The organism is Clostridium sp. CM038 (assembly GCF_055081105.1).
Window position 1 is genome coordinate 200,048 of the sequence record NZ_CM143651.1, and the last position, 15,252, is coordinate 215,299.

At 32.0% G+C, this 15,252-nt stretch carries 15 protein-coding genes; 14 read left to right on the forward strand and 1 reads right to left on the reverse strand.

The window, feature by feature from the left end; translation table 11 throughout:
* The first annotated feature begins 108 nt into the window (after positions 1 to 108).
* The 13 genes from ACWJKS_RS00875 (at position 109) to murA (ending at position 12,129) form a co-directional block, all read left to right on the forward strand.
* Complete coding sequence (locus ACWJKS_RS00875) at positions 109 to 1,137, forward strand: glycosyltransferase family 4 protein (protein WP_216303355.1); 1,029 nt, start codon at positions 109 to 111, stop codon at positions 1,135 to 1,137.
* A gap of 43 nt (positions 1,138 to 1,180) precedes the next feature.
* Complete coding sequence (gene wecB, locus ACWJKS_RS00880) at positions 1,181 to 2,311, forward strand: non-hydrolyzing UDP-N-acetylglucosamine 2-epimerase (RefSeq protein ID WP_220286867.1); 1,131 nt, start codon at positions 1,181 to 1,183, stop codon at positions 2,309 to 2,311.
* Between the two features lie 716 nt (positions 2,312 to 3,027).
* Positions 3,028 to 3,402: an ATP synthase subunit I gene (locus tag ACWJKS_RS00885; RefSeq protein ID WP_216303353.1), complete on the forward strand. Its 375-nt coding sequence runs from the start codon at positions 3,028 to 3,030 to the stop codon at positions 3,400 to 3,402.
* Between the two features lie 4 nt (positions 3,403 to 3,406).
* Positions 3,407 to 4,087 (forward strand): F0F1 ATP synthase subunit A, encoded by a 681-nt coding sequence (locus ACWJKS_RS00890; protein ID WP_165413063.1) that lies wholly within the window; start codon positions 3,407 to 3,409, stop codon positions 4,085 to 4,087.
* Positions 4,088 to 4,114: 27 nt separating this feature from the next.
* Positions 4,115 to 4,363, forward strand: a complete 249-nt coding sequence (atpE, locus tag ACWJKS_RS00895; protein WP_165413064.1) for an ATP synthase F0 subunit C — start codon at positions 4,115 to 4,117, stop codon at positions 4,361 to 4,363.
* A gap of 94 nt (positions 4,364 to 4,457) precedes the next feature.
* The gene (locus ACWJKS_RS00900) at positions 4,458 to 4,931 is read left to right on the forward strand and encodes a F0F1 ATP synthase subunit B (protein ID WP_187351425.1); all 474 of its coding nucleotides are present in this window, start codon (positions 4,458 to 4,460) and stop codon (positions 4,929 to 4,931) included.
* A gap of 1 nt (position 4,932) precedes the next feature.
* Positions 4,933 to 5,466 carry a F0F1 ATP synthase subunit delta gene (locus tag ACWJKS_RS00905; RefSeq protein WP_216303352.1) on the forward strand — a complete coding sequence of 178 codons (534 nt, stop codon included), beginning with the start codon at positions 4,933 to 4,935 and terminating at the stop codon, positions 5,464 to 5,466.
* A 16-nt stretch (positions 5,467 to 5,482) separates the two neighbouring features.
* The gene (gene atpA, locus ACWJKS_RS00910; RefSeq protein ID WP_165413066.1) at positions 5,483 to 7,000 is read left to right on the forward strand and encodes a F0F1 ATP synthase subunit alpha; all 1,518 of its coding nucleotides are present in this window, start codon (positions 5,483 to 5,485) and stop codon (positions 6,998 to 7,000) included.
* 116 nt (positions 7,001 to 7,116) lie between these two features.
* Positions 7,117 to 7,971 carry an ATP synthase F1 subunit gamma gene (gene atpG / locus ACWJKS_RS00915; protein ID WP_216303351.1) on the forward strand — a complete coding sequence of 285 codons (855 nt, stop codon included), beginning with the start codon at positions 7,117 to 7,119 and terminating at the stop codon, positions 7,969 to 7,971.
* 15 nt (positions 7,972 to 7,986) lie between these two features.
* Positions 7,987 to 9,381, forward strand: a complete 1,395-nt coding sequence (gene atpD / locus ACWJKS_RS00920; RefSeq protein ID WP_216303395.1) for a F0F1 ATP synthase subunit beta — start codon at positions 7,987 to 7,989, stop codon at positions 9,379 to 9,381.
* A gap of 45 nt (positions 9,382 to 9,426) precedes the next feature.
* Positions 9,427 to 9,825 carry a F0F1 ATP synthase subunit epsilon gene (locus ACWJKS_RS00925; RefSeq protein WP_462953340.1) on the forward strand — a complete coding sequence of 133 codons (399 nt, stop codon included), beginning with the start codon at positions 9,427 to 9,429 and terminating at the stop codon, positions 9,823 to 9,825.
* A gap of 292 nt (positions 9,826 to 10,117) precedes the next feature.
* Complete coding sequence (locus ACWJKS_RS00930; protein WP_220286869.1) at positions 10,118 to 10,837, forward strand: YwmB family TATA-box binding protein; 720 nt, start codon at positions 10,118 to 10,120, stop codon at positions 10,835 to 10,837.
* 26 nt (positions 10,838 to 10,863) lie between these two features.
* Positions 10,864 to 12,129: a UDP-N-acetylglucosamine 1-carboxyvinyltransferase gene (gene murA, locus ACWJKS_RS00935; RefSeq protein WP_462960260.1), complete on the forward strand. Its 1,266-nt coding sequence runs from the start codon at positions 10,864 to 10,866 to the stop codon at positions 12,127 to 12,129.
* Positions 12,130 to 12,484: 355 nt separating this feature from the next.
* Here the strand turns inward: murA and ACWJKS_RS00940 are convergent, their stop codons facing one another.
* On the reverse strand, positions 12,485 to 13,702 hold the full coding sequence (locus ACWJKS_RS00940) for an IS256 family transposase (protein ID WP_462960261.1): 1,218 nt from the start codon (positions 13,700 to 13,702) through the stop codon (positions 12,485 to 12,487).
* A gap of 381 nt (positions 13,703 to 14,083) precedes the next feature.
* Here ACWJKS_RS00940 and spoIID point away from each other — a divergent pair, with 381 nt between their 5' ends.
* A complete protein-coding gene (gene spoIID / locus ACWJKS_RS00945; RefSeq protein ID WP_216303347.1) occupies positions 14,084 to 15,127 on the forward strand; it encodes a stage II sporulation protein D in 1,044 nt (347 codons plus the stop codon).
* The last annotated feature ends 125 nt before the right edge of the window (positions 15,128 to 15,252 follow it).

Consider the following 15,252-nt stretch of genomic DNA (forward strand, 5'->3'; position numbering starts at 1 on the left):
TTCTGTAAATTGGTTTCATAAACTTTAACGACATTTCAGCTCCGCAGGAGATGATTTAATCTATATTTATCAAATAGAAACAATATTTTTGTGAAAGAAAGGTTTTTTATGAGTAATAGGTATATTTTAGCAATAATTACAGCTTTAATTTCTTTTATAATTACCCCTTTAGTTAAGAAATTAGCAATAAAGGTGAATGCAATAGATATTCCTAAAGATGAAAGGCGAGTTCATAATAAGCCTATTCCAGTTATGGGAGGGCTCGCTATATACATAGCCTTTGTTATAGGAATAATTTTATATAATGGCATCCTAACAACTTCCCAAATAGGTATAATTATTGGAGCAACTATTATTGTTATTGGGGGCATTATAGATGATATTAAAGATTTAAGTCCTAAATATAAGGTTTTAATACAGGTTATAGCGGCCATATGCCTTTTAGTATCAGGTATAAGGATATCAACTGTAACTAACCCTTTTAGAGAATTTTACCCTTATCTAAGTATAGGATGGGTTTACATCCCGGTAACAATAATATGGATTGTAGGTGTGACTAATGCTTTTAATCTAATAGATGGATTAGACGGTTTAGCAGCAGGTATAGCATTTATATCTTCTGTTACCTTAATGATAGTTTCTTTGCTTAATGGAAGACTCGAAGCAGCATTTTTGACTGCTGTCTTAAGTGGTGCTGTTTTAGGATTTATACCATACAATTTCAATCCAGCTTCTATATTTATGGGGGATACGGGATCTCAATTACTAGGGTTTCTTCTGGCAGCTATTTCAATTGAAGGGGCTATTAAATCTGCAACATCTTTTGTTATTGCAGTACCAATTTTAGCTTTTGGATTACCTATTTATGATACTCTTTTCGCTATGATTAGAAGGAAAGTTAATGGGAAATCTATGATGCAAGCAGATAAAGGCCATTTGCACCATAGGCTTTTGGATATGGGACTCAGCCAAAAACAAGCAGTTATTATCATGTATTTTATAAGCGCTGTTTTAGGTGGGATTGCCATTATAGCTATGCAAATTAGTAATCAAAGGGCATATTTTTTGTTAGCATCAGTAATGGTTATAATAGTTTTAGTGGCTTGGAAATATGGAATTTTTCAGCAAAAAGAGTAATTTAGTTAACATGTGGTTATAAATTAAAATTAGGAGGTATCTGGTGGAAAATATTAAGGTTATAGTAATATTTGGTACAAGACCTGAGGCTATAAAAATGGCACCTCTTATTAAGGAATTAGAAAAAAATTCTCAAATACAATGCACGGTATGTGTCACAGCGCAGCACAGAGAAATATTAGATCAAGTCTTGGAAATTTTTGATATTGTACCTCAGTATGATTTAAACATAATGAAAGCGAAACAAAGCTTAACGGGGATAACATGTTCTGTTCTTCAAGGTTTAGAGGAGATTTTTGAAAAAGAACAACCGGATATAGTACTTGTACATGGAGATACAACAACAACATTTGCAGCGTCTCTGGCAGCTTTTTATAGAAAAATACCTGTTGGTCATGTAGAAGCAGGGCTAAGAAGTCATAATAAATTTTTTCCTTACCCAGAAGAAATTAATAGGAAGTTAACTGGCGCTTTAGCAGATTTGCATTTTGCACCTACAACGACCTCTAAAGAAAACCTATTAAGAGAGGGAATAGAGGGAAGTACTATTTTTGTTACGGGAAATACAGTTATTGATGCTATGAAGTTTACAATTAAAGAGAAGTATATTTTTGAAAATTGTGAGCTAAATGAAATTGATTATGAAAACAAAAAAGTCATAATGGTTACGGCTCACAGAAGAGAAAATTGGGGAATTGGAATTGAAAATATATGTAATGCTTTGAGAATTGTTGTTGAAGAAAATCGAAATGTCGAAGTATTATATCTAGTTCATCCTAATCCAGTAGTGAAAGATACGGTTTACAGCATTTTAAAAGGCGTAAGTAGGATACATTTACTCCAGCCTATAGATACAAAAGAAATTCATAATTTAATAAAAAAATGTTATCTAGTAATGACCGATTCAGGAGGAATTCAGGAAGAAGCTCCTCATTTAGGTAAACCAGTTTTAGTTCTTAGGCAAGTTACGGAGAGAGTAGAAGCGCAGCATGCTGGCACTGTAAGGCTAGTTGGGACAGATATAGATAAAATTGTATTGCATGCTAATAATCTTCTTAGAAATGCAGATGAGTATAATCACATGAGTAATTCAATTAATCCTTATGGAGATGGAAATGCTTCTGCTAAAATAGTAGATGAACTAGTGAATTACTTTGATAAAGATAAAACATAAAGGTATATGGGAAATGCAATTAAGGTACTAATAAATAATTTTTAAACTAAGTCTAAGGAGGCAGAAATTAAATTCTTAGACTTATTTTTTTGCGGTTTTTACAAGTGAATAAGTTTAAAATAACAGTTTACGAAGTGAAAAAAATCAAATGCATGTATAACAACGAAGTAGACTTAAATATATCGTTTATTATAATATACGGTATTTAAAAGCTTATACCTACTAAAATATCTAAATACAATGTATATTTTTACCGTTAGATGATAATTATAAGGTGAAATACGTAAAATAGCATAAAATTTTTGAATTAAAAGAATATATATATTGCAATTGTTTTAAAAATTAAAAAAAATTAATAGAAGATATATCTATTAATAGATTTTTTGTAAATGTTTAACTGAACAGAATCTATATTTTAAAGTTATTAAAAGTTAATAAAGCCACTAATATTGAGAAGGATAGTGAGAATATTACGAACATTTAGTACATTGAGCACATTGAAAGAAATAGATTAATTGAATAAAACAAGTATGTATTATTCTTTAAGCCTTAAAATATCTTAAAACAGAGATATACAGAAGAAACATAAGATTATTAATATAAAATCGACTTATAGCGCTATATAGCTTTGAAAATTAAGAAATACTAGGCTTTGTTTATGAAAATTAGTAGACTATAATATAAAAATATTAGCGAATGATGAGAGGAAGAGAAAAGTGAATGTTAAATCAGCACAGATGTATAAAAAAATTAATTTTTTTAACTTTTTTATAGCACTTATTGGGACTGTGGTAATTTATTTTATTAATAAAGAATACGCAGTATTTTTTTTATTAGGTTTAATATTGGCAAGTATTAATTTGTTATTTAATTTAATATCTGTTAATTTTATATTATGCAAAGTAAAAAACAAATGTGGAGTTGTTACTTTATTTGGCTTTGTATTTAGGGTGATTATAGTATGCGTAACAGGCTTGATGGTTTTTAATTATTCTAATTTTGCTATAATTGCGTTTATATTGGGGTATAGTTCACAATTGATTTCTCTAGTACTTTACGGAATTAATATTAAAGAGTGTGAAGGGAAGTGAGTAAGTGGCAACGATCGCACAACTACCTAGTGTGAATTTGTTTGGATATAATTTTCAAATTACAGCTAGTTTAATAACACAGTGGGTAATAGTTTTGGTATTGATATTACTAATAGCATTTATTAATAGAAATCTAAAAAAAATACCAGACAAAAAACAGAGTGTAGTTGAAATTTTTGTAGAATTTGTTCAAAAAACAATAGAAGAGACCATGGGTAAAAATTTTAAGGCTTTTGTTCCATTTATTGGTACATTAGGAATTTATCTTTTATCAATGAATTTAGTAGGTATACTTGGAATAAAACCACCTACTACAGACTATAGTGTAACTTTGGGAATGAGTTTAATTACATTTATAGTGATACAGGGTTATACAATTAAGAAATCCGGTGTTATACAGTATTTTACTGGCTATGCAAAACCATTACCTTTATTACTTCCAGTAAATATAATGGAGAGAATTATGTTGCCGGTATCTTTAAGTCTAAGATTATTTGGAAATATGTTTGCGGCAACTATAATTATGGAATTAGTTTATAGTGCATTGAATAGCGTTACTTGGGTGGCGCAACTCGGAATACCGATACCGTTACACATGTATTTTGATTTATTTGATGGTACTATCCAAATGATTATTTTTGTAATGTTAACAATGATTAATATTGTAATAACTTCAGAAGAGTAAAATAAAAATGAATAGGAGGAATATTTTATGGTTTCAACAGGATTTGTCGCAGGAATGTCAGCAATAGGAGCTGGAATAGCAGCACTTGGGGTTATAGGTGGTGGTATAGGAACAGGAAATGCTACAGCGAAGGCTGTGGAGGGTATTGCAAAACAACCAGAAGCTAGTGATAAAATAACAAGAGTGTTAGTTATAGGTGGTGCACTATCGGAGGCAACAGCTATCTATGGTTTCTTAATAGCGTTATTATTAATTTTATTCGGTGTAAAAGGTTAAAAAGAAATAGGTAAAGGGAAGGTAGGTGAAAGTTTCGGTTTCGTAATGGTAAAAGAAATTTATAAACCGAGATTTTATATATATGGAGATAGGGATGGACTTAGGTAATATTATAGCTGCAATGATAAATTTCCTTATACTACTTTTTATTGCTAAACGTTATTTATTTACACCAGTAAATAGGATTTTAGACACAAGAAAACAAGAATTAAACTCTTCTTTTGAACAAGCGAGGAATGATAAAGAAGAAGCTAAGAGATTGAAAATAGAAAATGGTGAAAAATTAAACTTAGCAAAAAAAGAGGGTAAGGAAATAGTTGAAAAATACAAACAAAAAGCAGAAAAGATATCTGGAGAATTAATTAAAGATGCAAAAAAAGAAGCTTTGCTTATTATTGAAAGATCAAGAGTCGAAATAGATAGAGAGCGAGAAAAGGCGCAAAGTGAAATTAAAAAGCAAGTCATAGATTTATCTTTAGTATTATCTGAAAAAGCTCTTGGACAGCATATAGGTGAAGAAGAACACAGAAGACTGATTGAGGATTTTATTTTTAAGGTAGGTAGCTAAAATGTATGAATACTTAGATAAAAGATATGCACTTGCACTATATACAGTTGCCGAGGAAAAAGGGAAGGTTGAAGAATACTTAAATGACTTGCGAGAAATAGTTTCACTTATGAAGAATGACTCTGAGTTCCTAAAAGTTATTAAATACCCACAAATAAGTACTTCTGCAAAAAAGAAGATGTTTATTAGGATTTTTAAGGGCAAAATTGATGAAGATCTTTTATCTTTTTTACTTATTCTTATAGAAAAAGACAGAATATTGTTTACAGCAGAAAAACTTAAGCAGATGGAAAAAATCCACTTAGAGCGTAATAACACTTTAATGGTGGTGGTTAAAACAGTAATACCTCTCAAGGAAACCGAAAGAGAAAACTTGCGCATGAAATTATACAAAATGTATGATAAAAAAATCATATTTGATGAAAGATTAGATAAAAGCGTTATAGGCGGAGTGTATATAAGGGTTGGCGATGACGTTATTGATGGCACGATAAAAAGTAAATTAGAGGAAATGAAAAAATTAATGTTTAAATAGGAATGGAGGTGAGTTTATGAATATAAAACCAGAAGAAATAACATCCATAATAAAGAAAGAAATTGAAAGATATGAAAAGACGATTGACACTGTTGACTCAGGAACAATAATTCAAATAGGTGATGGAATTGCCAGAGTATATGGGTTAGATGAATGCATGGAAAATGAACTTTTAGAGTTTCCTAATGGAATATTTGGTATGGCACTAAATTTAGAACAGGATAATGTAGGATGTGTACTTTTAGGACCAGAAGAGGGCATCAAAGAAGGGGACATAGTAAAAAGAACTGGTAGAGTAGTAGAAGTTCCTGTAGGTGAGGCTTTAATAGGAAGAGTTGTAGATGCTCTAGGTGTACCAATAGACGGTAAAGGCCCAGTTAAGACTACGGAGACAAGAGCAGTAGAAGTCGAAGCGCCTGAAGTTATTGAAAGACAATCAGTTAAAGAACCACTTCAAACTGGAATAAAAGCAATAGACTCTATGGTACCAATTGGAAGAGGTCAAAGAGAACTTATAATTGGAGATAGGCAAACAGGTAAAACAGCTTTAACTATAGATACTATTTTAAATCAAAAGGGCAAAGATGTTATATGTATATATGTAGCTATTGGTCAAAAGCAATCTACTGTTGCACATATTGTTAATACCCTATCTGAAATGGGAGCACTAGATTATACAATAGTTGTAGCGGCTACAGCTTCTCATTCGGCACCATTGCAGTATTTGGCACCCTATGCTGGATGTAGTATGGGAGAATACTTTATGCATAATGGTAAGAATGTGTTAATAGTATATGATGATTTATCTAAACATGCGGTGGCATATAGAGCTATGTCTCTATTACTTCGTAGACCGCCAGGTAGGGAAGCTTATCCAGGAGATATATTTTATATTCATTCAAGACTACTCGAAAGAGCAGCAAAGCTTTCAGAAAAATTAGGTGGGGGTTCATTAACTGCCCTTCCTATAATAGAGACTCTTGCAGGCGATGTTACGTCATATATACCAACTAACGTTATTTCCATAACGGATGGGCAAATATTTCTTGAAGCTGAATTGTTTCATTCAGGGCAAAGACCGGCAGTTAATGCTGGAATATCTGTATCAAGAGTTGGTGGAAATGCTCAAATAAAAGCCATGAAGCAAGTTACTGGAACTTTAAGGTTAGAACTTGCTCAGTATAGGGAGCTTGCAGCTTTTGCTCAATTTGGTACGGATCTTGATAAAGATGCAAAAATGAGACTAGAAAAAGGGAAAAGATTAATTGAAATATTAAAGCAAGATCAATATATGCCAGTGTCAGTAGAGAAACAAGTTATGATCTTCTTTGCTGGGACAAATAACCATCTTATGGATATTCCGGTACATCAAGTAACGAGATTCGAGAGTGAGTTTTTGGAGTATATGGACACACATCATAGAGAAGTAGGTAAAGCAATAATGGATAATAAGGTACTAGATGATAAAATAAAACAACAACTTATTGAAGCTATAGATGAATTTAAAAAAATGTTCTTAGTTGAAAAATATTAACGACATTTTAGAGGCGAGTCGTTAGTGTAGCACCTAAAGGTGATGATTAATAGCGCCTTTAGGTGATAATTAATTTGTCTTGATAATATATTATCAAGACTAAAGAGAGGTGAAACATGGCAGGTATGGGGCTTATTGCAATTAAGCGAAGAATAAAATCCATAACAAATACTACAAAAATTACCAGAGCCATGGGATTAGTTGCCACATCTAAATATAAAAAAATAAGAAATAAGGTGGATGTTAACAATAATTATCTATATAGGCTTGAGGAAATTGTTAAACAGGTTAAAGATAATTATGAAGATGATAGTATCTATACACGAGGAAATAATAACAGCAAAAAATTGTATGTTGTATTGACATCAGATACAGGTCTTTGTGGTGGATTTAATTGGTCAGTAGTTAATGGACTAACTAATAGCATAAAAAGCAATAAAGAAGATTACAATGTAATAATTGTAGGTCAAAAAGGTAGAGCTTTACTTAAAAAAATTAATATTGAAACTGTGGCTGAATACGTTGAAATTTTAGATGTGCCTACTCAAAAGGAAGCTTCTACTATTAGTAATCGTGCACTTGGTATGTATAGTAGCGGAGATGTTGGTGAAGTTTACATTGTTTATAAAAAGCTAATTTCGGCATTGAAAAATGAAGTTATAATTGAAAAGTTACTTCCTCTAGGTTCTGATAATGAAGAGAATGGCAGTAAAGAGTATGTAGATATTGAGGCAATAGATGAAAACGCAATATATGAGATTACCTCATTATTTTTAAGTGGTAAAATGCTGAATTCTATGCTGCATTCAAAAGCAAGTGAGCACAGAGCTAGAATGGAGTCTATGGGATCGGCTACTAACAACGCCAATGATATACTTGATAAACTTAATTTAAGTTATAATAGGATTAGACAAAGTGCAATTACACAAGAGATTTCAGAAATAGTTGGAGGAGCGGAAGCTCAAAGGTAAAAGGGAGTGAAAACAATGCCAGGACATATAGGAAAAGTAGTTCAAATAATAGGGCCTGTTATAGATATAAAGTTTGACTCAGATAGTCTTCCCAATATTTACAACAGTATTGAAATTCAGATGAATGATAGAGTGGTTGTAGCCGAGGTTGAACAGCATATTGGTGATGATATTATAAGAGCAATAGCTATGGAAGGCACAGAGGGATTAAGCCGTGGTCTTGAGGCAGTTGATACAGGTAGTCCAATATCAGTTCCAGTTGGGAATGTAGTACTAGGAAGGCTGTTTAATGTTCTTGGAAAGCCTATGGATGAAATGGGAGAAGTTAAAGTAGATAAATATATGCCTATTCACAGGTTAGCCCCAACATTTGCAGAACAGTCTGTTGAGCCAGAAATGTTTGAAACAGGTATTAAGGTAATAGACTTAATAGCGCCATATCAAAAAGGTGGTAAAATTGGTCTTTTTGGTGGGGCAGGAGTTGGTAAAACGGTTCTTATTCAAGAACTTATGAATAATATTGCAAAAGAACATAATGGACTTTCAGTATTTACCGGAGTTGGTGAGAGGACTAGGGAAGGTAATGATCTTTATAATGAAATGAAAGAGTCAGGAGTTATATCTAAAACGGCTTTAGTTTTTGGACAGATGAATGAACCACCTGGAGCTAGAATGAGAGTTGCGTTAACAGGGCTTACCATGTCAGAATATTTTAGAGATCATGGTCAAGATGTACTTTTATTCATAGATAATATATTTAGATTTACACAAGCAGGTTCAGAGGTGTCTGCGCTACTTGGCAGAATACCAAGTGCGGTCGGGTACCAACCAACACTTGCTACGGAAATGGGACAATTACAAGAGAGAATTACATCTACAAAACAAGGATCTATTACATCTGTTCAGGCTGTATATGTACCGGCAGACGATTTAACTGATCCTGCACCAGCTACTACATTCAGTCATCTTGATGCTACTACAGTGCTTTCTAGAGGGATAGTTGAATTGGGCATTTATCCAGCGGTAGACCCACTAGAATCTACTTCAACAATGCTTGATCCTAGAATAGTTGGTAGGGAACACTATGATGTTACAATAAAAGTTAGACGTATCCTTGAAAGATATAAAGAACTTCAAGATATTATTGCAATATTAGGGATAGATGAATTATCTGAAGAGGATAAGATGGTAGTATTAAGAGCGCGAAAGGTTCAAAGGTTTTTATCTCAACCATTTACTGTAGCGGAGCAATTTACAGGAATGAAAGGTAAATTTGTACCAGTAAAAGAAACGGTAAGGGGATTTAAAGAAATCATTGAAGGAAAGCATGATGACTTACCTGAAGCGGCATTTATGTTTGTTGGATCTATAGAAGAGGCAGTAGAAAAAGCGAAAACTATGGCTGGTTAATAAAGTATTTTAAGAATATGTGCATAGAAATGGAAGTGTATTTATATGGAAAATCATATAAAGCTTACTATACTTACTCCGGAAAAGGAGTTTTATAGTGGTGAAATACTGAGTTTGAACACGGAGAGTGATGATGGCAGATTTGGTATTTTTGCCAATCATGTTCCTATGATATCTCCATTAAAACCTACGGTGACAACATTTACAGATGTAAGTGGTAAAAAGTTAAAAGCTTTTACATCAACGGGAGTTTTAAGAGTGATTCAAGGTGAGGTAGAAATGTTATGTAGTGCCTGTGAATGGCCAGAGAATATAGATGTTGAAAGAGCAAGGCAGGCTAAAGAAAGAGCAGAAGAAAGATTGAGACATAAGCATGGAATTGGTTTTATGAGAACAGAGAATGCTATTTTAAGAGCGCTTGAAAGAATCAAGACAAAAGGATAGAGATTATAAAATGAGGATATTAATATATCTTCATTTTTTTTGCTAAAAAATGGCATTTGATTTTTTTTAGCACATTTCCACTAAAATTTTATATATTAATAATATAAAGAATGGATATATACTAAATATCAATTTTTAAAATAACCCTACCTATATAATGAATCAAATAGCCCTCTTCACACTTGTGCTGGGGGATGATTTTATTAATAACATGAATATTAAAAAACCATTATTTATAGAATAAAAAAATAAATTATGGTCAAGAATTTAATTGAAGGGTAGGGGGATTAAAATGAAAAGAAAAAGTATCGCACTTTTGTGTATAGTATTAAGTCTAATTATTTTACAAATTAATGTTAAAATCTCAAATGCACAGGAGGTAGTTAATTTATTCGATGAAATATTACTCCAAACTAAAAGCAAAACTGTGGAGTATGGATTGAAAACATGCTTTAAAACTGGAGAAGAACCAAAACAATTTTGTGACTATTTAGTTAAGTCTTTAGAACTTAATAACAGAAAAATAAAATTAAACATTTCCGAAAATGAGAATTCTTATTGTATAGAGTTTTCTGGTGAAAATGTTGAAGGATATATAGAAGCATTAAAATACAAAAATGAGAATGATATAACGATAAACATAAGTAAGATAGGTAACGAAAATGGACTAGTATCTCTTAAAAATAAAGTTAGCACTAGTATTGGCTATAGAGGCAAAAACATCAAATACTTTCAATACCTAAAGGCAAAAATGGGAGAGAGTAGTTCAAGTGTTAAAAATGAAGACATTTATGGTGTTAATAATAGGATAATAAAAGTTTTGAAATCCCATGGGACTTACAATATTGAGACTGTGAGTATAAATAATGGACTAAGTACTATAGCATATACTAAAAAATACGATGAGCTGGTAATCAATAAAAAGTCAATCGATTTTAATTATGCTGTATGTAATTATTCATCTGGAAGATACATTATCATTGGTACACCTGAAATAATTACAACTTATTAAAAATAACAATATAATGGAGGAAGTAAATGAATAAATTAGTTATAAAAGGTGGGAAAAAATTAGAAGGTGAAGTGGATATAAGTGCATCTAAAAATTCGGTTCTTCCTATACTTGCAGCAACAATATTAAACGGTAATAGTTGTACCATTGAAAATGCTCCTATGCTTGAAGATGTATTTGTAATTTGTGATGTATTAAAATCTCTTAAAGCAGATATTAATATAGATAAAATTACTAAAATGGTGAAAATTAATACTACTAATTTATTTAATAATGGAGCTAATGATGAATTAGTTAGAAAAATGAGAGCATCTTTTTTAATAATGGGTCCTATGCTTGGAAGATTTGGAAACTTCAAAATTTCTCTGCCGGGTGGATGCAATATTGGAACTAGGCCTATCGATCTTCATTTAAAAGGATTAGCAGCTTTAGGTGCAGAAGTATCAGTAGGTCACGGGTATGTGGAAGCAAAAGCAAAAAAACTAATAGGCAGCAATATATATTTAGATTATCCGTCAGTTGGGGCAACGGAAAATATAATGATGGCAGCAACGCTAGCCGAGGGAGAAACAATAATAGGAAATGCAGCAGAAGAACCAGAAATTGTAGACCTAGCAAAGTTCTTAAGGGCTATGGGAGCAAAAATATATGGAGAAGGAACAGACACTATAAGAATTTTAGGCGTTAAAGATTTTAAAGAAGTTGTTTATAAGCCGATATATGACAGGATAGAGGCGGGTACATTTATGATAACTGCTGCAATAACGAAAAGCTTGTTTAAAATTAATGGTATTGATGAAATTCATTCAAAACCAATAATAGCAAAACTTACAGAGATGGGAGTAGGAATAGAAATTAATAAAAATAGCATAATAGTTGATGGTAGGAAAAAGTTAAGCCCAATAGATATAAAAACTATGCCATACCCTGGGTTCCCTACAGATATGCAAGCTCAGATGATGAGTTTACTGTGTACAGTAAAAGGAACGAGTATAATTACAGAAACTATTTTTGAGAATAGATTTATGCATGCCACAGAATTAAAGAGAATGGGAGCAAATATAAAAATAGATGGTAGAAGTGCCGTAATAGAAGGTATAGATAGGTTTACATGTTCAGAAGTTACAGCTACAGATTTGAGAGCGGGAGCGGCATTAATACTTGCAGGACTTACAGCAGAGGGCACAACTACAATAAATGATATATATCATATTGATAGAGGCTATGTTTCTATTGAGGAGAAATTAAAGGGACTAGGAGCAGACATAGAAAGAGTGAGTTCTCATAAATAACAGGGAAATTCAATAAGCGATAAAAATATATGGCGGTTCACTTATAATTTAAGAGGGTGTAAATTATTTTGTGTATTCTCTTCCTTTAAGCAAAATAATTGAATTATTTAATTATGAAAAAATGTTAGTATAGTTGATAAATGTTGTTACTTTGTAATTACTTTTCAGTATATTATTTCCATTTCTAGTTATTAATATACTCTCTAAATATTAGGTTAGGGTAGTATTGAAAAGTGATTTGAGTCGTTATTGATGAATCATACATGAACGGATTGCCTCTGGGTAGTCCGTTTTGCTTGTTTAACGGGAAAATTTAACTATAACCCTTAGGGGTTTGGGCGACGGAGTCCCAAAGCTACGCTCCTTCATTTAGGATCTCACTAAATAATATATTGAGCTGGCTGATAACAAGGTCCCAATTTGCATATACTCTAGTCCATTTCTTACTTACCTTTTCAGTTGCCAAATATAGCATCTTCATAAGACTATCATCGTTCGGGAATATAAGCTTTGTCTTCGTAACTTTTCTAAATTGACTGTTAAGACTCTCTATAGCATTTGTGGTATATATAATTCTACGAATATAATCTGGAAATACAAAGAAAGTTATGAGATTATCCCAATTATCTTCCCAACTTTTTATTGCATTTGGATATTTACTACCCCATTTTTCTTTAGCAAAATTTGAATTTTCTAGTGCAAAATCTTCATTTACTGAGCCATAAACGGCTTTCAAATCTTTAGCAAATGCCTCCTTGTCTTTATGTGGTATATATTTCATACTTGCTCTTAATTGATGAATTATGCATCGTTGTATCTTTGCAAAAGGATATACCGCGCCTATTGCTTCCTTGAAGCCACTTAAGCCATCGACACAGAACACCAAAACGTTCTTAAGGCCTCTGTTTCTAAGGTCATTAAGCACTGAAAGCCAGAACTTACTGCTTTCATTTGCTCCTATCCAAATACCAAGCACCTCTTTTTCGCCATCCATATTTACACCTAAAACAACGTAGGCTGCCTTGATTATGATATGCTTGTCGTCACGTACTTTGTAGTGAATTGCATCCATAAAAATAAAAGAGTACGTTTTTTCAAGTGGCCTATTTTGCCACTCTGTAACTACAGGCATAATTCTGTTTGTTATATTCGAAACCATTTCAGCAGATATCTCAACCTCATATAGATTTTTCACTTGCTCTGATATGTCCCTTGTAGTCATTCCAGCTGCATAGAGCGCCATTATTTTATCTTCGATACCAGTTATATTTCTTTGATACTTAGGCAATATTTTAGGCTCAAATTCACCATTTCTATCACGAGGTATATTAAGATCTACTGCTCCCAACTCAGATTTTACAGTTTTTTTAGAATAACCATTTCTACTGTTTGGAGTTCGTTTTTCGGATATATCATATTTATCATATCCAAGTTGCGAATCCATTTCTGCTTCTAATGTCTCCTGAAGAACGTCTCTAAACATACTTTTCATAGCAGTTAAAACCTCATTTGGACTTGTAAACTTTTGCTCGTTGATATAATCCCTTAAAATATCTTTCGAAATGTTTGACATAAAAATACTCCTCCTTGCAATCTTTGATAATTAGCTTATCTCAATTATTGCCAAGAAAGAGTGCTTTTTATTCTGTTTACACAAAATTATTTACAGGCCCTAATTTAAACTTGGATAGTTGGAATATATAAGTGTTATATTCCAATTATTTTATAATAAACACCTAAAAATAATAAACTAGCACAATGACTAGTATATTATTTTTGGGTGCCTTTTGGTTACAACTGGTCTAAATCTTTTTATCCGTTATCTCTATTAATAAATGCATAATAGTAGGCACTATTATTTTACAGGGATTTAGGCAATGGAAAAAAGTAATATTTTTTATAGTTATTTAATATGTATAAGGTAAAGGTTGTTTTATAACGAGAGGAGAAAAAAATGAGAAGAGTTTTTATTACAGTACATTTAAAAAATATCCTTCTATTAATAACTGCATTTATTGCATTTATAGTTATTACTTCTGTTTTAATAGTGGGGGTAGGAAATAATAAAAGTATAAATAAGGGTAAAAACTCTGCAATTAAGGTAGAAGACAATGAGAATATTATAAAATATGGTTCACTAGCCAAAATCACTAAAGTTAAAGTTTTTATGTCAAAAGAAAATAATATAAAAGAACTTAGTTTAGAAGAATATGTTACGGGAGTTGTTGCAGCGGAAATGCCAGCTGATTTTGGAATAGAAGCTTTAAAATCTCAAGCAGTGGCGGCTAGGACTTATGCTTTAGCTCATGTCACAGAAATGGGTGGAACCCCATGTAAAAATGGTAATGGAGCTGATTTATGCGATACAGTCCACTGTCAAGTTTATAGGACTAAAGAAGAGCGTATAAAAGAATGGGGAACTTCTGGTGAAAAAAATTGGAATAAGATTAAAATGGCGGTTAAAGGAACATTAGGACAAGTTTTAACATATAACAACAACTTAGTAATGGAACCTTATTATTTTGCAACTAGCAGTGGGAAAACGGAAAATTCCGAAGAGGTATTTAGCGATAGCATACCTTATTTAAGGAGTGTAGAAAGTCCAGGCGAAGAAAGAGCAGGAAGCTTTAAGAGTAGTAAAATTTTAAAGTATAAAGATCTAAGTCGAATTATAAATAAAAACTATAATAATGCTAAGGTAACCTCAACTAATGTTAAGAAACAAATAACGGTAATTGATAGGACTGAGGCAGGGAGTGTTAAGAGTATTAAGGTAGGGAATATAACCATGACAGGCAGTAAGTTTAGAACAATGCTCGGTTTAAAATCATCGAATTTTGAAATGAAGTTTAATTTAAGCAATATAGAAATAGATTGCAGCGGATATGGTCATGGTGTAGGGATGAGTCAATGGGGTGCGGATGCGATGGCGAAAGATGGGAAAACCTATATTGAAATATTAACTCATTATTATCAAGGGACTGTTATATCCAAATGAAAAAAAATACACATAAGCTGGTTATCCTATATAAAAAATGGATAATCAGCTTTGCTTTTTATAAAAATAAACTTGAAGATGATTTAAGCAAAACTAAGGGTGAATAATTTAAAATTTAAAATATG

Bases quoted from the DNA above. Each gene is read 5' to 3' on its own strand.
- ACWJKS_RS00875 (WP_216303355.1), top strand. From the start codon at position 109: ATGAGTAATAGGTATATTTTAGCAATAATTACAGCTTTAATTTCTTTT.
- atpE (WP_165413064.1), top strand. From the start codon at position 4,115: ATGGTTTCAACAGGATTTGTCGCAGGAATGTCAGCAATAGGAGCTGGA.
- ACWJKS_RS00900 (WP_187351425.1), top strand. From the start codon at position 4,458: ATGGACTTAGGTAATATTATAGCTGCAATGATAAATTTCCTTATACTA.
- ACWJKS_RS00905 (WP_216303352.1), top strand. From the start codon at position 4,933: ATGTATGAATACTTAGATAAAAGATATGCACTTGCACTATATACAGTT.
- atpA (WP_165413066.1), top strand. From the start codon at position 5,483: ATGAATATAAAACCAGAAGAAATAACATCCATAATAAAGAAAGAAATT.
- atpG (WP_216303351.1), top strand. From the start codon at position 7,117: ATGGCAGGTATGGGGCTTATTGCAATTAAGCGAAGAATAAAATCCATA.
- atpD (WP_216303395.1), top strand. From the start codon at position 7,987: ATGCCAGGACATATAGGAAAAGTAGTTCAAATAATAGGGCCTGTTATA.
- ACWJKS_RS00925 (WP_462953340.1), top strand. From the start codon at position 9,427: ATGGAAAATCATATAAAGCTTACTATACTTACTCCGGAAAAGGAGTTT.
- ACWJKS_RS00930 (WP_220286869.1), top strand. From the start codon at position 10,118: ATGAAAAGAAAAAGTATCGCACTTTTGTGTATAGTATTAAGTCTAATT.
- murA (WP_462960260.1), top strand. From the start codon at position 10,864: ATGAATAAATTAGTTATAAAAGGTGGGAAAAAATTAGAAGGTGAAGTG.
- ACWJKS_RS00940 (WP_462960261.1), bottom strand. From the start codon at position 13,702: ATGTCAAACATTTCGAAAGATATTTTAAGGGATTATATCAACGAGCAA.
- spoIID (WP_216303347.1), top strand. From the start codon at position 14,084: ATGAGAAGAGTTTTTATTACAGTACATTTAAAAAATATCCTTCTATTA.